Annotated in this window: 18 protein-coding genes and 1 pseudogene; 14 read left to right on the plus strand and 5 right to left on the minus strand. The window is 61.1% G+C overall.

Features of this window, described 5'->3' with window-relative positions:
• Window positions 1-991: 991 nt before the first annotated feature.
• Entirely contained in the window at window positions 992-2,995 is a 2,004-nt protein-coding gene (locus ABNX08_RS24190; RefSeq protein ID WP_022538227.1) for a GSU2403 family nucleotidyltransferase fold protein, read from the plus strand.
• Between the two features lie 155 nt (window positions 2,996-3,150).
• On the opposite strand, the gene ABNX08_RS24195 is transcribed toward ABNX08_RS24190, so the two are convergent.
• From ABNX08_RS24195 to ABNX08_RS24205, 3 genes are all read right to left on the minus strand, one after another.
• A complete protein-coding gene (locus ABNX08_RS24195; protein WP_022538228.1) occupies window positions 3,151-3,465 on the minus strand; it encodes a CcdB family protein in 315 nt (104 codons plus the stop codon).
• Entirely contained in the window at window positions 3,465-3,707 is a 243-nt protein-coding gene (locus tag ABNX08_RS24200; protein WP_022538229.1) for a type II toxin-antitoxin system CcdA family antitoxin, read from the minus strand. The genes ABNX08_RS24195 and ABNX08_RS24200 overlap by 1 nt, the downstream gene beginning before the upstream one ends.
• A gap of 622 nt (window positions 3,708-4,329) precedes the next feature.
• Window positions 4,330-5,844, minus strand: coding sequence for a CoA-acylating methylmalonate-semialdehyde dehydrogenase (locus tag ABNX08_RS24205; protein ID WP_022538230.1), 1,515 nt, complete (start codon window positions 5,842-5,844; stop codon window positions 4,330-4,332).
• 187 nt (window positions 5,845-6,031) lie between these two features.
• On the opposite strand from ABNX08_RS24205, the gene ABNX08_RS24210 reads away from it, so the two are divergent.
• The 12 genes from ABNX08_RS24210 (at window position 6,032) to ABNX08_RS24265 (ending at window position 16,966) form a co-directional block, all read left to right on the plus strand.
• Complete coding sequence (locus ABNX08_RS24210) at window positions 6,032-6,997, plus strand: LysR family transcriptional regulator (protein WP_022538231.1); 966 nt, start codon at window positions 6,032-6,034, stop codon at window positions 6,995-6,997.
• A 220-nt stretch (window positions 6,998-7,217) separates the two neighbouring features.
• Window positions 7,218-7,952, plus strand: coding sequence for a succinate dehydrogenase/fumarate reductase iron-sulfur subunit (locus tag ABNX08_RS24215; RefSeq protein ID WP_041681740.1), 735 nt, complete (start codon window positions 7,218-7,220; stop codon window positions 7,950-7,952).
• A gap of 2 nt (window positions 7,953-7,954) precedes the next feature.
• Window positions 7,955-8,290 carry a succinate dehydrogenase membrane anchor gene (locus ABNX08_RS24220; RefSeq protein WP_022538233.1) on the plus strand — a complete coding sequence of 112 codons (336 nt, stop codon included), beginning with the start codon at window positions 7,955-7,957 and terminating at the stop codon, window positions 8,288-8,290.
• Window positions 8,287-8,634 carry a succinate dehydrogenase gene (locus ABNX08_RS24225; protein WP_022538234.1) on the plus strand — a complete coding sequence of 116 codons (348 nt, stop codon included), beginning with the start codon at window positions 8,287-8,289 and terminating at the stop codon, window positions 8,632-8,634. Before ABNX08_RS24220 ends, ABNX08_RS24225 begins: the two co-directional genes overlap by 4 nt.
• A 1-nt stretch (window position 8,635) precedes the next feature.
• A complete protein-coding gene (locus tag ABNX08_RS24230) occupies window positions 8,636-10,384 on the plus strand; it encodes an L-aspartate oxidase (protein WP_022538235.1) in 1,749 nt (582 codons plus the stop codon).
• Between the two features lie 12 nt (window positions 10,385-10,396).
• The gene (locus tag ABNX08_RS24235; RefSeq protein ID WP_022538236.1) at window positions 10,397-11,332 is read left to right on the plus strand and encodes a fumarate hydratase; all 936 of its coding nucleotides are present in this window, start codon (window positions 10,397-10,399) and stop codon (window positions 11,330-11,332) included.
• Window positions 11,326-12,009 carry a fumarate hydratase C-terminal domain-containing protein gene (locus ABNX08_RS24240; RefSeq protein ID WP_022538237.1) on the plus strand — a complete coding sequence of 228 codons (684 nt, stop codon included), beginning with the start codon at window positions 11,326-11,328 and terminating at the stop codon, window positions 12,007-12,009. The genes ABNX08_RS24235 and ABNX08_RS24240 overlap by 7 nt, the downstream gene beginning before the upstream one ends.
• Window positions 12,010-12,044: 35 nt before the next feature.
• Window positions 12,045-12,878: an amidohydrolase family protein gene (locus ABNX08_RS24245; RefSeq protein WP_022538238.1), complete on the plus strand. Its 834-nt coding sequence runs from the start codon at window positions 12,045-12,047 to the stop codon at window positions 12,876-12,878.
• 78 nt (window positions 12,879-12,956) lie between these two features.
• The gene (locus ABNX08_RS24250) at window positions 12,957-13,871 is read left to right on the plus strand and encodes a LysR family transcriptional regulator (RefSeq protein WP_022538239.1); all 915 of its coding nucleotides are present in this window, start codon (window positions 12,957-12,959) and stop codon (window positions 13,869-13,871) included.
• 2 nt (window positions 13,872-13,873) lie between these two features.
• On the plus strand, window positions 13,874-14,776 hold the full coding sequence (locus ABNX08_RS24255; RefSeq protein WP_022538240.1) for a LysR family transcriptional regulator: 903 nt from the start codon (window positions 13,874-13,876) through the stop codon (window positions 14,774-14,776).
• A 212-nt stretch (window positions 14,777-14,988) separates the two neighbouring features.
• The gene (locus ABNX08_RS24260; protein WP_022538241.1) at window positions 14,989-16,083 is read left to right on the plus strand and encodes a tripartite tricarboxylate transporter substrate binding protein; all 1,095 of its coding nucleotides are present in this window, start codon (window positions 14,989-14,991) and stop codon (window positions 16,081-16,083) included.
• A gap of 139 nt (window positions 16,084-16,222) precedes the next feature.
• Window positions 16,223-16,966, plus strand: coding sequence for a sulfite exporter TauE/SafE family protein (locus ABNX08_RS24265; protein WP_022538242.1), 744 nt, complete (start codon window positions 16,223-16,225; stop codon window positions 16,964-16,966).
• Window positions 16,967-17,026: 60 nt separating this feature from the next.
• Here ABNX08_RS24265 and ABNX08_RS24270 read toward each other — a convergent pair whose 3' ends face one another.
• Entirely contained in the window at window positions 17,027-17,326 is a 300-nt protein-coding gene (locus ABNX08_RS24270) for a hypothetical protein (RefSeq protein ID WP_022538053.1), read from the minus strand.
• Between the two features lie 12 nt (window positions 17,327-17,338).
• Window positions 17,339-18,422 (minus strand): annotated as a pseudogene (locus tag ABNX08_RS24275) (IS630 family transposase).
• A gap of 6 nt (window positions 18,423-18,428) precedes the next feature.
• On the opposite strand from ABNX08_RS24275, the gene ABNX08_RS24280 reads away from it, so the two are divergent.
• The gene (locus ABNX08_RS24280; RefSeq protein ID WP_374063726.1) at window positions 18,429-19,646 is read left to right on the plus strand and encodes a thioredoxin family protein; all 1,218 of its coding nucleotides are present in this window, start codon (window positions 18,429-18,431) and stop codon (window positions 19,644-19,646) included.
• Window positions 19,647-19,683 lie beyond the last annotated feature (37 nt).

A 19,683-nucleotide genomic window follows, 5' to 3' on the forward strand; every position in this document is an offset into this window, starting at 1 on the left:
CCACGAATCCACGGCTTATCCGACCACAGGACCGTGCCGCATCTTTGGTCTCGGTGCGTGCGCGGTAGCCACGATCGACGGAGAGTTCTTGCCCAGCGTCCTGACTTGTTCGGATCAAGACGAAGGAGGCTAGACGGCGGTTGAGGTTCACTGGCCACTCTATTGGGCGCCAGCGGGCAGGGCAAACGACTGGCGCGCTTTCGGATTGTGCACGCGCAGGTCAGACCGCCCGCAGGTCGACATGACACCGGCAGATCCGGTGATCGATCGCGCATGCGGCGGCCGCCGTCGGCAAGTTGGACGCGTCGGTTGCCAGATAGTGAGCGCGACCAAAAAAACAGCCCTCGATCCGATGGAGGAGAGCCGCAGAACGTCCAAGAAGAAATCGGGTAACACCTTGCGGCGCCACCCACATCCAGTATCCGCCAGGTTGCCGTTGACGGCAATCCAGCCTGCGCCGCGCAGTTCATCTGCTCGCGAAAAAAACCCGCGCTCACCAGGGGAGGGGCGCGGGTGGTAGCAGGACCTACCGGAGCAGGATACGGCGATATAAACATCGCGCAACACAGGATTAGGAGCCATTTTTCCCGGCAGTTCTTTGGCCAGCGAAAAAATTGTCACGCAGCGAGCAGACCATTGAACGATCGGTGGAGCATCCTCGACCTTGCAGGGCCGCCTCGATTCGATGCTGTTTGAACGCTCGGCGTTGCGCCTTGAGTCGGATCACTGCTCGCCGGAGAACTCACAAAAGCGTTGCGGACGTTAAACGCGGGGTAGGGCGTTGAAAGCGGGACGCAAGAGGCGAACTAATCACGCACGCACACGGAGTGGAACCCGCGATCCATTATGTGGCGCAATCGGTACATCGTTACTGGTGCGTCCGCCGTGAGGGATCGGTAGTGGTATCTTTTTGTGCCAGTCCGCCGTCTCGATGGCCGAAGCACAGTCCCGGCCCGCAGACCATGAGCGAGGTGAATCTGATTAGCCGGTGATGATCGACTACTACAACACTCTCGGCGTTTCGCCTCGCGCGACCGAGGCGGAGATCCGAGCGGCCTACAGGCGGCTCGCGATGAAATTTCATCCCGACCGACAGCACGGCAAGTCTGCCCTGGAAAAGAAGCAGGCCGAGGAGAAATTCAAGGAAATCGAGAGGGCTAACCGCATCCTTGGCGACGCGCAGAAGCGCGCGGAGTACGACCTGGGCAATGGCGCGACCCGTAGCGGGAATCCCTGGTGGGCCGGGCCGGACGAAGACGACGCTAATTTCGAAGACCTCTTTCGCCAGCAGTTTCACCAGAGCCAGCGGAGACGCCGTCAATCCAGACCACCACCTGTACGAGGCGAGGACATCCGCTGCAAGGCGTCAATCGACGCTGACACGGCGGTCCGCGGTGGCAAGGCAACCGTCGAGATCAAAGTTGAAGACACATGCCCGTATTGCATGGGCTCAGGGGAAGCGAGCTCTCCCGTAGCGTGTGAAAAGTGCGACGGCCACGGGTGGCATCCTTCCGCGGATGGCTGGGGGCAGCGCACTTGTAGCAGATGCAAGGGATCGGGGGTCGATTGGCGCTGCAGAGAGTGCAAAGGGAATGGTGCATTCAATCAGACCAAGCGCTTCAACATCCAAGTGCCGGCGAACACCCCGGCAGGTCGCGTTCTCCGTGCAGTCGGTGGCGGCATGCCAGGTGAGTTCGGTGGCGCGGCCGGGGATCTACTCTGCGAAATCCGGGTGGTGAAGTCCGGGTCGACGTACCTGAAGGGTCTCGACGTCCACTGCGAAGTCAAGATCGATTGCATCACGGCGTGGCTCGGCGGAACGACCACCATCGAGATCGTGGGGCGAACCTTCGAGGTAGACGTCCCACCGAATACGGGCAGCGGCAAGTCGTTGCGCTTGGCCGGCAAGGGCCTGCGTGACGCCAAGACTGGCCGGACTGGAGACGCCATTGCGAAGGTAGTCTTGACCCTGCCGAAGGGGCCGTTCGCGGAAGAGCAGCTCGATCACCTGCGCCGGTTTGCCGGGCGCGAACCGGTCATCAAACCGCGGCCGGCCGCGCCGGCGAAGCAGGCGGCAACACGAGCGCACCCGGCGCAGCCCGCTCCCTCACCTGAACGGAGCCGCGAAGCGGCGCACGACTTTGCTAGTGCCAAGAAGGCCCCAGCGCAAGCGACCTCCGCATCTGGGTGTCGCACGTTCCAATGCGGCGGCTTCGAAGTCCGGCATCTGGAGCGCCTTGTGTTGGAGCAGTATGGCGTTGCATGTCAGCGCTTTGCGGAATGGGAGGCCGCCGTGCGCGCGGAGGCGTCGGGGGCGACCCGCCCAGGCCGCGCCGCGGCCAAGCGGCTGGAACTGACGCGAACCGAAAGCGAGATTTCTGCCTACGCGCCTGGCAATGCCCCACAGATTCTGGTTCAGTTGTTGGAGGCGTTTCGCCGCGCGGGTTTCGCGGAGACGATCTCGGTGATTGGGAACTACGCGATTCTTGCCTATGCGTCCGCCGCGGGCTGCCGCATCGACGATGCCGTCAGACTCGGGCTCTACAACAAGCGCGTGCAGTTCGTCACGGCGAAGCCCATCGCAGAGTCAGTCATCCTGCCCGCACTCCAGGCAGTGGATCCGACCTTCATCCTCGCCCCAAGGATAGGTGCCTGCGTGCGCGGGCGAAACGAAGTCGGATTCGTGGTCGACATCATTGGCGCCGTGAAATCGAGCACGCCGGAAGCGACGCTGTCGACCACGATTGCGGATGACAGTGGGGCGGCCATGTCATATGGGATGACCAAGCTCCTGCGTGGCGGTCGGGTAAGCACGATTGTCGTTACCAAAACGGGCGTCATGGAGCGCCTGACCGCGATCTCCCCCGAGTCCTTCTGCTCGTTCAAGGGATGGATCGCCGCCCAGCCAGGGGTGCCAGAGGAAAAGCGGAAGTTCTGCCAGAACTTGATGACTTTGGCGGCCAAGCTCGGCAATGGTCTTGGGCTGAGCCCCTAAGTTCGGCAGTCGTTCGCCGATGCGAATCGGTGATCGTCCACGAGGCAGAGAGGGGTTGTCGGGTGGCGGAACTCCAGCACTGACCGTTCGAGGTGTTAAGGATGCCAGCCAGCGTCGATCCCGAGCGCCGCCCACTTGGGCGCCCATGCGGGCGATCAGAAGCCGCCCATCAGGCGATCGAGTGCGGAGACGAGCAGTGAGCTCTCATTGCGTAGCGATCCGACTCGCGCGCCAAGGGCGCTCTTTGAGACCGCGGCGATAAAGGGCGGGTAGAAGATGCAACGGATGCCCTGGACCTCGAAGGGCGGGACCAGATCGGCTGGCAACCTGGACCCAGGATGCGATTCAGCCCGAATCAGCGGCACGACCACCGTGGTGTTTAGTCCCGCAAGAAATTCGCTCTGTACGTCGACCAGGAATGGCGCGACGCCCGTATCCTCGTTATTGACATAGATTTCGAAGCGCGCCATCAGAACATCCGATGCTTCGCCAGTGGGAGGCCGTGTTGCTCGACGAACTCGTTGTGAGCGGCGATGAACTCCGCGTTCTCGGCCGCCCAGCGACGACCCCGTTCGGCACGGATGGCTTCGCGCATCGCTTGTTCGAACACCCGCGAGAAGTTCAGTTCGAGCGCTTTGCCTTCTTCGTAGACGTCAGCGGGCAACGTCACGTTGGTCGCTTTGCGCGACCGGACTTCGAGCGTTTGACCCATGGCTACCTCCGTGTTGGTCCTTATGCGCATAATAGCCTATATCGGCCATGCGCACTCAATGGGCTAGTGTCTTATACTTAACATAACGCCCGCAGAGCGAAGTTTTGCCGATTACTGGAAGGTTATGTTGAATGGGGAGGGACGGGCGTCTGTCGGCGCCACCAGCATTCTCGACGCGCAGGCGCTCGAAACGGCTGCAAAGTCGAAATCCACCGCGGCATAGATGTCTTGCACGCCCAGACTTCAGCGCCTGGTGAGCAGCTTGGACAGCTGGCAAAAGAAAGCCCGCTTCAAGCGCGGGCACGAATCCCTTGGGAAGGGAGGAGACGGGGATAAGTATAAACCCTAGGCAAACTCTTGCGGACTGTCCGCAGATGACAGGGCCTTTTGGCATGCAGCCACTCGGCAGGTGAGTTGGTAATTTCACAATCATGAAATTATTGGCTATGGCGGCGATTGGAAACTGCCAACGACGTTTTTATATAAATGGCTACCGCCTGTGATGTCGGTGCGTCCACCTTCTAATACGACAGTTTGCGGAAAGTTGGGGGCGAGGGCTATGCCGTACTTGCGCTGGGATCGACGCCAAGCTTGTTCGCCCGGCCTCGATCCCTTCGCGCTATCACTTCGCAGTGGGCATCGCGAACTCAGCTCCACGAGCCGTATCGTTGGGCCAGCGTTGCATGACGCTCTTCTGGCGCGTGTAGAAGCGCAGGCCTTCCTCACCATAGGCATGCATATCGCCGAAAAGCGAGCGCTTCCAGCCACCAAAGCCATGCCATGCCATTGGTACCGGAATCGGTACGTTAATGCCGACCATACCGACTTCGATGTGGCGGGCGAATTCGCGGGCAGTTTGCCCGTCGCGCGTGTAGCAGGCCACGCCATTGCCGAATTCGTGCGCGTTGACCAGCTTCACGGCTTGCGCGAAGTCATCCACGCGCACGCATGAGAGCACCGGACCAAAGATCTCCTCCTTATAGATCCGCATGTCCGGGGTCACGTTGTCGAACAGCGTTCCGCCGGTAAAAAATCCTAGCTCGTGACCAGGCACCTTGTAGTTGCGGCCGTCGACCAAGAGCTTGGCGCCTTCTTCCACACCGAGGGCGATGTAGTTTTCGATGCGTTCGAGCGCCTGGCCTGTCACGATGGGGCCCATCTCGGCGTCCGCCTCCATGCCGTTCTTGATGACCAGTTCGCGCGCGCGGGCTTCCAGCTTCGGCATGATCTTGTCTGCCACGTCGCCGACGAGCACTGCCACGGAGATGGCCATGCAACGCTCGCCGGCCGAGCCGTATGCTGCGCCGATCAGTCCATCTACGGCCTGGTCGATGTCTGCATCGGGCATCACAACCATGTGGTTCTTTGCGCCGCCCAGCGCCTGGACCCGCTTGCCAAGCCTGGCGCCTGTCTCGTAGATGTAGTTCGCGATGGGCGTGGACCCGACGAAGCTCACGGCCTTGACGTCGTTGTGATGGAGCAGGGCGTCCACGACGGTCTTGTCGCCCTGGACGACATTGAAAACGCCATCGGGAAGCCCCGCATCCTTGAGCAGGCGTGCCATGAAGAGCGAGGCCGAAGGATCGCGCTCACTGGGCTTCAGAATGAAGCAGTTGCCTGCCGCGATGGCGACGGGGAACATCCAGCACGGCACCATGCACGGGAAGTTGAACGGCGTGATGCCAGCCACAACGCCCAGCGGCTGGCGCATGGTCCAGTTGTCCATGCCGGTCGAGACCTGGTCCGTGAAGTCGCCCTTGAGCAGTTGAGGGATGCCGCAGGCGAACTCGATGATGTCGATGCCGCGGCTGACTTCCCCGGCCGCATCGCTCAGCACCTTGCCGTGCTCTGCCGTAATGATCGCGGCCAGTTCGTCCTTGTGCCGGTTCATCAGTTCCAGGAACTTGAGCATCACGCGGGCCCGGCGAATTGGCGGGGTGTCGGCCCACTTCGGAAAAGCGGCCAGCGCGGAAGCCACGGCGGCATTCACGTCCTCGCCTGTGCCCAGGCGGACTTGGCGCGCTACGGCCCCGGTGGCGGGATTGAACACCGCCTGCGATCGCTTGCCGTTGCCTTCGTACGGCTCGCCGGCAACGAAATGAATGACGTCTGCGGGGTTTGTGTAGGGCGCAGTCACGGGCATCTCCTGTCAGTACTGGGCGGGATTTGGCATGCCCGCCGCGTTTTCGATGTCTGGAGTGTATGGAGGGCCCCTGTCAACGGCTAGTCATCGAACGCCGAACTGACTGTTCAGGAAATTTAGCTACCAGCATGCTATAGATATGAAATATCCGTATCCGAATGTGTCGATCTAGGAGCATTGCATGCGCAAGGACAACGTCGAGGAACTCTGGGAGCACCTGCACTGGCTTGTGGTGCTGCATCAGCAGGGCAGCTTCAGCAAGGCCGCCGCGCGCCTCGGCGTCAGCAAGGCGTCCATGAGCCAGCACATCACGGATCTCGAGAAGGCGGTGGGCATTACGCTGGTCCAGCGGACCACTCGCAGCGCAACGCTGACCGATGCCGGACGGCAGCTGGTGGATGCCATGCGCGGCGCGTTCGAGCAGATCGCCACAGGTTATGCCAATGTCCGAGACTTGGCCGGGGCGCCAAGAGGGTTCCTGCGCGTAACGGCGCCGGTGGCTTTTTCCAGGCAGCAGCTGGTACCGCGCCTGCCTGATTTCCTGCGCCGGTATCCGCAGATCCAACTCGAACTCGACATGTCGGATCGCTTGCGGCCCCTGGCCCAGGAGGGCTTCGACATTGCGGTCAGGCATACGTCTGCGCCGCCGGAGACCCACGTGGCGTGGACGCTCGCGACAACACGCACGGTCCTTGTCGCAAGCCGCGCTTACCTGCGCAGCAGCGGGATTCCCGAGACGCCGCAAGCCCTGACAGAGCACGCGTGCCTGCACTATCCCCGGCTGCAGGGAACGCCAACCTGGACATTTGTTCCTGCGGTGGCGGAGTCCAATGCCAGGCACGCTGACCCTGTGACAGTGCCAGTCACAGGTCCCCTGACCGTCAACAACAGCGAAGCCTTGCGCGATGCCGCGATCGAAGGCCTGGGTATCGCGCTGCTGCCGGACTTCAGTGCGCAGTCTGCTCTGGAAACAGGTCGACTCGTCGAGGTTCTGCCACAGTGGCGCTCCACCGGCGCATTTGGAGACTGGCTCTACGCCATTCGACCCTATTCAGCCCACGCCTCGCGGGTCTCGCAGGTCTTTGTGGACTACTTGCGAGAGACCTTTGCGCAAGGCTTCTCGTCGACGCCGCCCGACCTTATCTGACATCCACGCGCAACGCGTGCGCTAAGCGCCATTTTTAGCGATTAAGTTCAAAAAATATTAACTTATATATTATTGATTCAGAAAAATCGATTACTTAAACTTGTTTCAACTCAACCGCAGAAGACCACGGACCGAACATCAGATGGAAGGTCATCAGGCGCCGGTCTTCGCGCGCAAACAGGTTGGCGCGTCAGCGCATTGAATGAAACGGGAGAGAGTGATGGAGGCGACAAAGGCCGCGCAACGCACGCTTACGGTACGCATTGCCCGGGGCACCGGCGAAGGCGATTTCAAAACCTATGAAGTACCGTGGCGCGAGAACCAGACAGTTCTAGACGTAGTGACCGAAGTGCAGCGCCGCATCGATCCGACGTTGTCCTACCGCTTCGCATGCCGGGTGGGCGTCTGCGGGTCCTGCGCGATGACCGTGAACGGCAAGCCACGCTGGACATGCCGAACGCACGTCAGCCGCGTGGAAGAGGATGGCGTGATCGTCATCGAGCCGTTGCGCAACATGCCCCGCATCAAGGACCTGGTGGTCGAGATGTCGGAGTTCTTCGACAAATGGAAGAAGGCCGGCAATACGTTCGTCGGCACGGCGACGCGCCACGATCCGCCGGCAGCGGTGTCCCCGACAAGCAAGAAGCGCAAGATGGCCGACGCCGCCATCGAATGCATCAACTGCGGCGTTTGCTATGCCTCGTGCGACGTCGTGACATGGGACAAGGAGTATCTCGGACCCGCCGCGCTGAACCGCGCGTGGACCCTGTTCAACGACGAACGCCATGCCGATCCGAAGGACGTGCTGAAGAAGGCGACGTCGGGTAGCGGCTGCAATTCCTGCCATACGCAGGGCAATTGCATGACGCACTGCCCTGTGAGCCTGAGCCCGACCGGCAGCATTGCAGGGCTCAAGAAAAATGCGCTGTTGCAATTCCTGAAGGGAGGTGGCTGATCATGGAGCAGCGTCTGTTCGCACTCCAGCGTCTCAGCGCAATGGTCATGGCGCCATTCGTGCTCGTGCATTTGGGCGTGATTCTCTACGCAGTCCGTGGCGGCTTGACTGCTGCCGAGATACTTTCCCGCACTCAGGGCAGCCTGCTCTGGATTCCGTTCTATTCGCTGTTCGTGATCAGCGTGGCGGTCCATGTGCCAATCGGGCTGCGCAACATCTTGATCGAATGGGCCCGGCTGAGCCGTGGCGCAGCGTTCGTGTCCTGTTTGCTGTTTGGACTGTTGCTGCTGTCGATGGGCCTGCGTGCCGTGGCGGCTGTGGGAGGTCTGCTGTCATGAAGTCACCAAGAAACCACCGCGCCTATTGGGCCTTTCTCGGGCACCGTCTGTCCGGCCTGGCACTGGGCATCTTCCTGCCAGCGCACTTCTACGTCCTGGGACTCGCACTGGACGAGCATGCGCGCATGGACGCGTTCCTGAAATTTGCCAACATGGGCGCGGTGAAGTTCGGCGAATGGGGTCTGGTGTTGCTGTTGTCCATTCACATGTGCTTCGGGCTGCGACTGCTGGCGCTGGAATTGCTGCCATGGAGTTCTACCCGAGACGCACGCCTGTCATGGATCAGTTGGGGTGGTGCGCTGTCGCTGTTCGTCGGCGTGATCTTTGCCCTAGGGGTAATCTGAAATGCAAATCGAGAACCACAAGACAGACATCCTGATCCTCGGTACGGGCGGGGCAGGGCTATTCGCGGCGTTGCACGCCAAGAAGGCAAATCCTGCGCTCAAGGTATCTGTGGCGGTCAAGGGCCTGCTTGGAAAATGCGGCTGCACGCGCATGGTCCAGGGCGGCTACAACGTGGCGCTGTCGGTCGGAGACTCGGTCGAGCGCCATTTCATGGACACGATCGAAGGTGGCAAGTGGCTGCCACGCCAAGACCTTGCCTGGCGGCTTGTTGAAGGGGCGATAGAACGTGTCCGCGAACTGGAAAACGAGATCGGCTGCTTCTTTGATCGCAATCCCGACGGCACGCTGCACCAGAAGGCCTTTGCCGGCCAGAGCTTCGACCGCACGGTCCACAAGGCTGACCTGACCGGTATCGAGATCATCAACCGGCTAATGGAGCAGGTGCGGGCACTCGATGTGGAAGAAATGGAGGAGCACCGGGCCATCGAGCTGATTCCGGCAGCCGATGGTTCGGGTATCGCTGGCGTGTTGTTCATCGACATGCGTCGCGGCACCTATCGCTTCGTACAGGCGAAGGCCGTGCTGATGGCCACGGGCGCAGGCCCGACCATGTACCGCTACCACACGCCCTCTGGTGACAAAACCTGCGATGGCCTGGCGATGGCCATGCGCTATGGCCTGAGCCTGCGGGACATGGAGATGGTCCAGTTCCATCCGACGGGGCTGCTCGGCGGCCCGGATACTCGCATGACCGGCACGGTGCTTGAAGAAGGTTTGCGAGGTGCGGGCGGCTGGCTGATCAATGGCAACGGCGACCGCTTCATGACCAACTATGATGCGCGCGGCGAGCGTGCGACGCGGGACGTGGTCAGCCGCGGCATCTATGCCGAAATGCGTGCCGGCAGGAGCGGCCCGATGGGCGGCATCTACATCCAGATGAGCCACCTTGGGCCTGAAAAGGTGGCCAAGACGTTCCCCGGGATGGTCAACCGGTGCAAGGACTGCGGTTTTGACCTGGCCGGTGGTCGCGTCGAGGTCGTCCCGACGGCCCATTACCTGATGGGAGGTGTGGAGTTCAATGTGGATTGCAGCACCGCCTCGCCCGGCCTGTTCGCTGCTGGCGAGGATTGCGGCGGCGTGCACGGGGCCAATCGCCTGGGCGGCAACGGCGTGGCGAACTCGACAGTGTTCGGCGGCATCGCGGGCGACTCGATGGCCGCGTATGTTTCTGGCGTCCAGCACTGGAAGGAGCCGGACCAGCGCGTCATCCTGAGCGGCATCGAGCGTGCCGAGTACCCATTCTCGAAGACGCCGGGCGCCATTCACGAATTGCGCGATGCGCTCGCGCAGACGATGTGGGACGACGTTGGCGTGCTGCGCAACGAACAGGCGATGCGCCGGGGCCTGGATTCCGTCGCCGCGCATCGCGACGCGCTGCTGGCCATGGGCGTACCCGATGGCGAGCGCCGCTACAACGTGACCTGGCACGACTGGCTCAATCTGCAGAGCCTGGTCGACATCTCGCGCGTGATTACCGTTTCCGCGCTGGCACGCGAGAACAGCCGTGGCGCCCACTTCCGCGAAGACTTTCCGGAGCCCGGTGACCTGCACAGCAGTCGCTACACCCGCGTGACCGCGGACGGCGACGATATTCGCCTGGAGATGGTTCCGGTGAAGTTCGACATCGTCAAGCCGGGCACGTCACTGATTACCGGTGAGGCCGGTCAACCCCCAAAAGTTGCAGCATAGAGGACCGCTACGATGACCATCGCTATCGATCGGGTCGAGGAAGCCGCGTTCGAGATCATGAAGCGCGCCGCGATCGAGATCCCCACAGACTACAAACAAGGCATCCAGGCGTTGCAGAAGACCGAGACCGGAAAGCTGCCTCGCTTCGTGATACACGCCATGCAGGATAACTGGGAAGCCGCTGACCAGGACCGCCGGCCCATGTGTGCCGATACCGGACTGCCGCGCTACTACGTCAAGATCGGCAACAACGCTTCCGTGCAGCGCGGCTTCGTCGCCGTCGAGCGCGCGCTGCGCAAGGCCACCGCCGACGCCACGCTGGCCGTTCCGCTACGTCCGAACCGCGTGCACCCGCTCTGGCGCACCGACAACAACAACAACGTTGGCATCAATGCGCCCGAGATCGAATGGTCGTTCGAACCGGACGCCGATTGGGTCGACATTACGACCGTGCACAAGGGCGGGCTGTTCGGCACCGACTACCGGATGCTGTTCCCGGGCGACGGGATCGATGGGATCAAGCGGTTCGTGCTTGACACGCTGATCGCCTTTGGCAAGCGCGGCCTGGCATGCCAGCCGGCCATTGTCGGCATCGGCCTGGGCGGGTCGAAGGACACCTGCATGCAACTCGGCAAGCAGGCGGCATGTCTGCGTGTGGTGGGGGATCGCAACCCCGATCCGAAGATCGCCGAACTCGAGCTTGAACTGATGAAGCTGGGTAACTCGATCGGCATGGGCGCCATGGGCTTCGTGGGTTCGTCGATGGTCGTGGACTGCCATATCGAGGTGGGGCATACCCACACGGGCGGCATGCCGATCAGTCTTCACACGTTCTGCCTGTCGTCCCGACGCGCCACGGCGCGAATTCACGCAGACGGCAACATCGAATATCGCACGGACCCCCAGTGGTTCACCCCTTACCTGCGCAGGGAGACGGTCGAATGGTAAACCCGCAAGACGATGAACTGAAGGTCTTCCACGTCAACCTGCCCGCGACCACGGATGACATCGCAAGGCTTGAGCTCGGATCGGCCGTGTATCTGACAGGCCTGATCTACACAGCGCGGGAAGGCATCTACAAGAAGGTGCTCGATGAAGGGCTGGAGCCACCGGTAGAGCTGCGTGGGCTCAGCAACGTCAACTTCCATTGCTCACCGGCGGCGGCACCCGATGAAGACGGCGGCTACAACGTAGGCGCCGTGACTGCGACGGCAAGCTTCCGGTTCTCCAAATGGATTCCGAATTGGATGGAGAAGACGGAATGCCGGATCTTCATCGGCAAGGGTGGCATGCCTGCCGACGACTACAAGCGCGTGCTGGCGCCCGGCGGCGCCATCTATCTCACGACTGTAGGCTATGGCACGGGCGCGCTGCTCGGCCGAGGCATCAAGCGGGTGCGGGACGTGTTCTGGCTCGACGAACTAGGCATTGCGCAGGCGATGTGGATGTTCGAGGTCGAAAACTTCGGGCCATTCATCGTCGAGAGCGATCTGGAAGGCAATTCGCTGTTTGCACAGCATGCAGAAGTGATTAACGCTGGGATCGAGAACCTGTACGCCGGTCTCAAGCCGCCGGCGCTGCACCGGTACGGCGAGACGGATGACCGAAAGAACGAGGTGATGTAAGCCCATTCCCGTAGCAGACCAGCCAGGAACAAGACATGATCATTGATTTCAGACTCCGACCGCCGCTCGGTGGCTTTCTCGATACGCTGATGTACTCGGCTGGCGAGCGCCGAGACGGCTTTACAAGGACGGTGGGCTTTGAACCATCGCCTGCCGCGCAGCAGCAATCGATGGCGTTGTTGCTCAAGGAGATGGACGAAGCCGGCGTCGACAAGGGCGTCGTGGTGGGGCGCCTTGCCGGAACGCTGGGGAGCGTCTCCAACGAGGACGTGGCGCGAATCGTGCGCGATTACCCAGGACGCTTCATTGGTGCGGCATCGATCGATCCGACAAACCGCGTGGCTGCGTGCAAGACCATTTCGGAAGCGGTCGCCAGCGGCTTCAAAGCGATCAACATCGAACCGGGCTCCTATCCGATTCCCATGTACGCGGACGATCGTCGCCTGTATCCGATCTACGCGCACTGCGAAGACCTGGACGTGCCCGTGACCATGATGGTGGGCGGCACGGCCGGTCCGGACCTGAGCTACTCCGATCCCGTACGAACCGATCGGGTCCTGGCTGAATTTCCGAAGCTCAAAGTCGTCGTCGTTCACGGTGGCTGGCCCTGGGTGACGGAGATCCTGCACATCGCGTTCCGCCGCCCGAATATGTACCTTTCGCCCGATATGTACTTCTCGCGGATGCCCGGTTGGGAGGAATATGTGAAGGCCGCTGATTCATTCCTGGCCGACCGGATGCTGTATGCAAGCTCATTTCCGTTCTGCCCGGTGCGGGACTACAAGCGATGGTTCGAGACGTTGCCGATCCGTCCCGAGAACATGGAAAAGGTGATGGGCGGCAACGCTCGTCGGCTGCTGGGGATATAGGGGGCGATGCGCACGGCCATGCGGCAAAATGACGGCGCAGCAAGCTAGCGACTTGAACCACACATCAACTTGTCAGCCATGGACGTCAAGACACTCTACACACTGGTAGCCATTGCGGACCGAGGCAGTTTTGCCGAGGCGGGCAATGCCATCGGGCTTTCCCTCTCGGCGGTGAGCATGCAGATGCGTTCCCTGGAAGAGGAGCTCGGCATGACGATCTTCGATCGGAGCCGCAGGCCGCCCGTGCTGACGGACGCAGGACTCGCGTTCACGAACCGTGCGCGCGACCTGCTGACGCATTGGGAGAGCATGTCTGCCGCGCTCAAGCGCGAAGCGGCCGGAGGTGTGCTCAAGCTCGGCTCCGTCCACACGTGCGTATCGGGAGTATTGCCGCTGGCATTGAAGCGGCTCCACCAGCAGGGGCACCGCATCGACATTCACCTGACCACCGGGCTTACCCACGATCTGGAAAGGGCCGTGTACCGGCGGCAGCTCGATGTTGCGGTCGTCACGGAGCCGGAGGTACCACGCCTGGACCTGCAATTCATGCCGTTTTTCAACGAAGAGTTCGTGGTGATCACGCATGTCACGACGCGGGGAGATTCGGACAAGGGCGTGCTGGAAACCACCCCTTACGTGCGATTTAACCGCACGGCTCGTGTCGGCCTGCTTGTGCAGGAGGAGATGGTCCGGCGACAGATTGCTGTCCGTTCCACGATGGAAATCGACACGCTCGAGGGTGTCATCGCGATGGTGGCCAATGGCCTCGGATCATCGGTGGTACCAGCCCGTGGCGTCGAGAACGAGTTCCCGGCGACGATCCGTACGATTCCGTTCGGTTCGCCGCCGCTGACGCGTCGCCTCGGCATCCTGGTTCCGCGTGACAATCCGCGCGCGCATCTGTCGAAGCTGCTGCTGGACGCATTGACGGCTGTCACGACACCGGCAAGCACGCCCGACGACGGTCGTCCAAGGCTGGTGCAGAAAGGCTGACCATGGCGGCAGTACGATTCTCACTCCGGCAGCTGGAACTGTTCTCGACGGTAGCGAGGACAGGGTCTACATCTGCTGCCGGGGAGGAAGCGGCGCTGTCGCAGTCGGCCGTCAGCTCGGCGGTAAATGAACTGGAGCAGAGCCTTGGGGTAACGTTGTTCGATCGGGTCTCCAAGCGTCTGGTGCTGAACGATGCCGGCCGGGCGCTCCAGGAGCGGGCGACCCGCCTGATTTGGGAGGCGCGCGCGATCGAACGCGAGTTTTCCGGCGGACATCCGCCGTGTCACCTGAAGCTCGCGGCCAGCACCACTATTGGCAATTATCTGATTCCCAAGATATTGGCGAACTATCATGCCAATTTTCCTGAACGACGCGTGGATGCTCACATAGGGAATTCACAGGAAGTGATTCGCCTCGTGTCAGAAACGCGTGCCGATGTCGGCATTATTGAGGGGCCAAGTGAGGCAACGGAATTGCTCAGCTATAAATGGCGCGATGATGAACTCGTCATCGTCGCGTCGCCCCATGACAGGCTGGCCGTGGCACAACGTGCATCCGGCCAGCCTGTATCAGGCGTCGAGCTTCAGCAGGCGGACTGGCTTTTTCGCGAAGAGGGATCCGGCACGCGAGACGCGGTCGGGAGTGCATTGCATTCCTACTTGGGGCCACTCCGCCCGCAAACGGTACTTGGAAGCTCCGAGGCGATCAAGTATGCAGTCGAGCTTGGCCTGGGTATCAGTTGCCTTTCCAGGATCCTGGTGCAGGGCATGCTGGAAAAGGGGACGCTGGTTGAACTGCGTACGGACTTTCCGCGGCTGACGCGACCGCTATCGGTTGTTTCGCATCCGGCACGGCCAATCTCCGCGTCGATGTCGGAATTCCTGAATCCATATCGAAGCGGATAGTCATTCCATTGATTCCTGAATTGGTCATTTATTCTCCACTTTGAATGTGGTGGGAGTGGTGTCTATTTTTCGAAAAAAATATAACAACTTTAATTTGTCAACATAAGTTCAATATTCCGTTTCCATCTGAGTGAACTTGTTATTAGGATCCATACGAAGAAACGCAACACACGATAGTCGCGAAATAAGGCGACACCACAAAGGAGACAACGATGAACTCAAGAAGCACGCACAAAGCCGTCAGGTATTGGCTTGGACAAGGGCGACAGTGGTTGTGCCGCATGCGTCAACATCCCATTGTGAAGGAGCGGAGCCGAGATGCCGATACGACGCGCTACCGCCCGTCCACAGCGTTGACCATGTTTGTGTTCGCGATCGCGCCACTCTATATGGTCCCTGCGCATGCCGAGGAATGGCCAAGCAAGCCGATTCGCCTAGTTGTGCCATTTGCCTCCGGTGGTGCGACCGATCTACTGGCGCGCGCTGTGGCCCTTGAACTCGGCAAGCAATGGAAGCAGCCGGTTGTGGTGGACAATCGACCGGGTGCTGGCGGTGCCGTCGGTGCCGAAGTCGTTGCGAAGTCGGCTCCCGATGGCTATACGCTGTTGCTGGCCTCCGGCAGCATGTTCACGGTTAATCCGTTCATCTATCAAAAGCTGCCGTACTCCGCCGAAAGCTTCGAGATGATCAGCAAGATCGCCAGCGGCCCGATGGTGGTGACCGTCAATGCGAAGGTTCCCGCCAAGACGATCGCGGAGCTCATCAGCTACGCCAAGGCTAATCCAGGCAAGTTGACCTTTGCGTCGGCGGGTAACGGGAGCCAGGTGCACATGGCCAGCGAGGCTATTGCAGAGGCGGCCAGCATCGACGTCGTCCACGTGCCATATAAGGGAGAGGGCCCGGCCTACTCGGATCTGATGGCCGGTACGGTAGACATGACTGTGGGCAACATCAACGCCATCTCGCCGCTTCTGAAAGGCGGCCGCTTGCGGGCGCTTGCCGTGACGGGCAAGGAACGGTCGACCCTGCTTCCAGACGTTCCCACCGTCGCCGAGGCGGGCCTGCAAGGCTTCACGTTTTATGGCTGGTTTGCACTGATGGCACCGGCTGGCACGCCGAAAGGACTGACGGCGAAGATGTATGCCGACCTCGAAAAGGCGGCAGCGGAACCGAGCATGCAGCGCTATCTGGCCTCCCAAGGCATGACCAAGACCCTGACTCCGAAGGGCAGACTCCCCGAAGAGATCGCTCAGGAAGCCGGGCGCTGGAAGCTCTTGGTGGCAAAGCGGAAGATCTCTGCCAACTAACCGGTGCAATGATGCGTGAGGAGCCCCGCCAAGGACCGGGCGGTGGACTTTGCAACCTATCCGTCGGCCGCCAAGCGCGCCGGGATTAAGTTGTAGCAGGGCATAGCAGAATAATCTACGACAAGTCGACCGGAGCACGATGGGAGCAGAACACTACGCGATTCTGGGTGCGACAATTGCAGGCGCTTACACAGTGTTCGGCCTCACGGGCTTCGGTGCGGCGATGATTGCGGTGCCCATCCTGGTGCAGTTTCTTCCGCTGCAAGTCGTGGTTCCGATGCTGCTTCTGCTTGACCTCCTGGCGACCACGGTGGTTGGCCTGCACAACTGGAATTCGGTGTCGCGAACGGAGCTGTTGCGTCTGGTCCCTTTCATGATGGTCGGCGTGGCGCTTGGTACTACCGTCCTGGCAAAGATCGAATCCCGTTGGTTGCTGGTTGGCCTTGGCCTGTTTGTCCTGGCCATGACGACGCGCATGCTGATGGCTTCCTCCGCTCGCATGGAGTGCGCCGCAAAGGGCTGGTCGGTACCGGCAGGCGTTGTCGGTGGCGTATTCAGCGCCTTATTCGGTACCGGCGGCCCTGTCTACACCATGTATTTGTCCAGGCGTCTCCCGGAGATCGACAAGTTTCGCTCAACCATCGCGGCCGTGATCCTGTTCAGCGCGGTAATGCGCCTCCTGGCGTTTGCCGGCGGAGGACTTCTGCAACAGGAGGAGCTGTTGCGTAGCGGTGTATTTGCGATGCCGTTCGGTCTGGCCGGGCTGGCCGCCGGATCCTGCCTGCGGCGACACATCTCCGCAGACGCCGTCCGGCGCGCGCTGCTGGTCTTTCTCTGCGTCAGCGGTGCTTCGGTGCTTGTTCGCGGCCTGCTGATGGACTGAAATCCCGGCGCCACTTTTGCTGATGAGGACGGGCACTAGTACAACATCCCGTAAATAGCTTTAATAATTATCGGGCTGAAAATACGGCTGCAGGAGCGTGACAACCAACTCGGCCATCTCGTCGAGCGAGCCTGCGCCTGGCAACGGTTCCCAACGCCCACTATGGCTGCGAAAGGCGGCACCATAGCGATTGCGGCCGAGCTCGGTCAGCCGAGCCACCACGGTCGGCTCCTCGTCGTCCAGACGTTTGATCAGCAGGTGACGCCCGTAGGCTTGTGTGATGATCTGCTCGTGGCCGAGCAGGCTGCGCAGTTGCTGCTGCAATTTGGCAGCGTAATGTTTGGTGGGTAAGGCTGGCATTTGGATCCTCGATTACGATGCGCCGGTTTGCAACGGATAGCCCCGGAAACTCCATTTGAACGGGTGGGCCACCTGATTGTGCGCGCGGACGAACTGCTCGGTGCGTTCGCGCAGGTGCGCGATGCTGGTGTGGCTCGCTTGGCGCAGCACTCGGCGCGTGTAGCAGGCAAACCAGAGCTCGATCTGATTGACCCAACTCGCGTGCAATGGCGTGAAGTGGAAGTGAAAACCGCCCATCGTGCCGCGCGTTGAACGCCTGCCAGACGGCTTCGGCGCGATGCGTGTTTAGGTTATCCCACACGACGTGCACCTGTTTGCCCGGGTACGCGGCGGCCACGCGCTCCATGAAGGCCAGCAGATCCTCCTGGGTGCGCCGGTCGCGGCATTCTGCCAGCACCTGTCCGGTATGCACGTCCAGCGCAGCAATCAACGCCTGGGTGCCGTGACGAATATATTCAAACTCACGCCGACGCAGCCGCCCCGGCGCGGGTGCGCGTCCTGGGTGCTTACGCTCGATGGCCTAAATGCCGGTCTTCTCGTCGATACTGAGCACCACCGCATTTCGCGGCGCCTTGCGGTACAGCTTGCAAATCCCGTTGACCTTCTCGCGAAAGGCCGGGTCTGGGCTATGTAGCCATTGCTGGACCCGGTGCGGACGCACGTCGCCGGCTTGCAAAATGCGCTGCACCTGGCTGCGGCTGATCTGCTCGACAACGCCACGCTCCACGGCGCGCTCCACAATCTCGTCGAGCGTGGGCGTGATCCGTCCCTCAGGTTCCTGCGTTTCACACGCCAGCGCGATCAACTGCAGTCGCGCCTCGGGCGTGATGCGTGGGGGACGGCCACTGCGCTCGCCCTCGCGAATGCCTTGGGCACCTCGCTGGGCAATGCGCTTGCGCCACAGGCAAACCGTTTGCACCGATACACCCAGTTCCCGCGCAATGACCGTATTGGAGTGGCCCTCGTGGGCCCACAACGCGATTCGCGCGCGCATCACGTCTCGCTGCGCAGCCGTCTTGCGCTCGATTAGCGATAGTAGTTCCTGTCTTTCTTTCTTCGCCAACTTCACTGGCGTTGCATGGCGGCCTCGACTCATCCCGCCATGATATCCGAGGCAATTAATTATTCAAGCTATTTACGGGATGTTGTACTAGCGCCCCATCTGGAGACGCTCGTGGCCGATTATCCGGGACGATTGAAGGTGCTCAAGCTGAATGTCGATGAGGCGCCCGGAGGCTGGCAGCACTTTGGCGTGCGTGCGATCCCGACGCTGGCGTTCTACTCTGCGGGCAAGGAATGTGGCCGCCTCGTCGGTCCATCGACAATGCGGTTGCGGCTCATGGTGGAGAAATGGTTGCGGGAGCTTGGATTGGCGGTACCTGCGCTGCAGCGTGCATCTCTCGAAATACGGAATGCGGCGTCCCCGGCCGATGCCCCAGAAGAAGAGTGGAATAGCTTCGGCGGCGACGTCGCTGTCAAGGAAGCTGGCATTTCCCGCCTGAGGGACTGTTCCCAAGAGGAGGCATACCAACCCTCGAGACAACTGGCTGGCGATGAGGCGCAGTTCGAAGCGATTGTAGGGGCGCCGATGGCGTTGGGAGACCTACTTGGCATGCTGTACTGGCTCCAATCCCAGACCGACGAGAAGACGGCGCGAGCGCAGACGATTGAGATCGTCGACGCCATGCCAGTTGGGGCTAACCTCGGTGCAGTGACAGCCAAGGTGCTGTACGACCTGCTATACCTTTCCCCTTGGGCTATATCGCAATACCGCCAAAACGATGTTGCGCGCACTCTCAACAGGAAAATCGAGATGCTGCATCAGCGCCAGCACGCTGGCGCGAGCGTGACGGCGTCAGACTGGGAAGCCCTGCAACGTGAGGCCGTGCTGTTGACTGGGTCTGGCCTGGGTTCCAGTGAGAGCGAAGAATTGGAGCACCTGGCGGTATCGTTATTCGACGCCGACATGGTAAGACACGTGTTGCCGTTAGTGACCGAGTATGCGGTCCACGACTATCGGCAGTATCCGGATTGGAGCGAGGCGGAAGCAGCGCAAGTGGTAGCCATGAGCGATGAAAACTACGAGCAAACGCGAGAAGCACTGGGCGGCCCGCCGAAGAACGGCGAAGCGGCTAGAGATGCGTGGATATTGCAGCTGTCCGAAGGCCTTCACGCACGCGAACTAGAACGCCGCAAGGAACACCCAGTCCTGTGGGAGCGCTATGACGCCTGGTGCATCTTTGAGCAGGAAGCTAGGGCATCGATTGGCGCGCATACTGGAGCTGTTTTGCTATCCCTCCTGCACACGGCCGGGAAGTAACCTGCGCGTCGCCAGGTACGCATGACGGCAACGTACT

The sequence above is a fragment of the Cupriavidus sp. DF5525 genome (genome assembly GCF_040149425.2).
In the GTDB taxonomy this organism is placed as follows: domain Bacteria; phylum Pseudomonadota; class Gammaproteobacteria; order Burkholderiales; family Burkholderiaceae; genus Cupriavidus; species Cupriavidus pickettii_A.

Bases quoted from the DNA above. Each gene is read 5' to 3' on its own strand.
- ABNX08_RS24250 (WP_022538239.1), top strand. From the start codon at position 12,957: ATGGACGTCAAGACACTCTACACACTGGTAGCCATTGCGGACCGAGGC.
- ABNX08_RS24270 (WP_022538053.1), bottom strand. From the start codon at position 17,326: ATGCCAGCCTTACCCACCAAACATTACGCTGCCAAATTGCAGCAGCAA.
- ABNX08_RS24200 (WP_022538229.1), bottom strand. From the start codon at position 3,707: ATGGGTCAAACGCTCGAAGTCCGGTCGCGCAAAGCGACCAACGTGACG.
- ABNX08_RS24230 (WP_022538235.1), top strand. From the start codon at position 8,636: ATGCAAATCGAGAACCACAAGACAGACATCCTGATCCTCGGTACGGGC.
- ABNX08_RS24260 (WP_022538241.1), top strand. From the start codon at position 14,989: ATGAACTCAAGAAGCACGCACAAAGCCGTCAGGTATTGGCTTGGACAA.
- ABNX08_RS24215 (WP_041681740.1), top strand. From the start codon at position 7,218: ATGGAGGCGACAAAGGCCGCGCAACGCACGCTTACGGTACGCATTGCC.
- ABNX08_RS24225 (WP_022538234.1), top strand. From the start codon at position 8,287: ATGAAGTCACCAAGAAACCACCGCGCCTATTGGGCCTTTCTCGGGCAC.
- ABNX08_RS24235 (WP_022538236.1), top strand. From the start codon at position 10,397: ATGACCATCGCTATCGATCGGGTCGAGGAAGCCGCGTTCGAGATCATG.
- ABNX08_RS24240 (WP_022538237.1), top strand. From the start codon at position 11,326: ATGGTAAACCCGCAAGACGATGAACTGAAGGTCTTCCACGTCAACCTG.
- ABNX08_RS24220 (WP_022538233.1), top strand. From the start codon at position 7,955: ATGGAGCAGCGTCTGTTCGCACTCCAGCGTCTCAGCGCAATGGTCATG.
- ABNX08_RS24210 (WP_022538231.1), top strand. From the start codon at position 6,032: ATGCGCAAGGACAACGTCGAGGAACTCTGGGAGCACCTGCACTGGCTT.
- ABNX08_RS24245 (WP_022538238.1), top strand. From the start codon at position 12,045: ATGATCATTGATTTCAGACTCCGACCGCCGCTCGGTGGCTTTCTCGAT.
- ABNX08_RS24280 (WP_374063726.1), top strand. From the start codon at position 18,429: ATGATATCCGAGGCAATTAATTATTCAAGCTATTTACGGGATGTTGTA.
- ABNX08_RS24190 (WP_022538227.1), top strand. From the start codon at position 992: ATGATCGACTACTACAACACTCTCGGCGTTTCGCCTCGCGCGACCGAG.
- ABNX08_RS24255 (WP_022538240.1), top strand. From the start codon at position 13,874: ATGGCGGCAGTACGATTCTCACTCCGGCAGCTGGAACTGTTCTCGACG.
- ABNX08_RS24265 (WP_022538242.1), top strand. From the start codon at position 16,223: ATGGGAGCAGAACACTACGCGATTCTGGGTGCGACAATTGCAGGCGCT.
- ABNX08_RS24195 (WP_022538228.1), bottom strand. From the start codon at position 3,465: ATGGCGCGCTTCGAAATCTATGTCAATAACGAGGATACGGGCGTCGCG.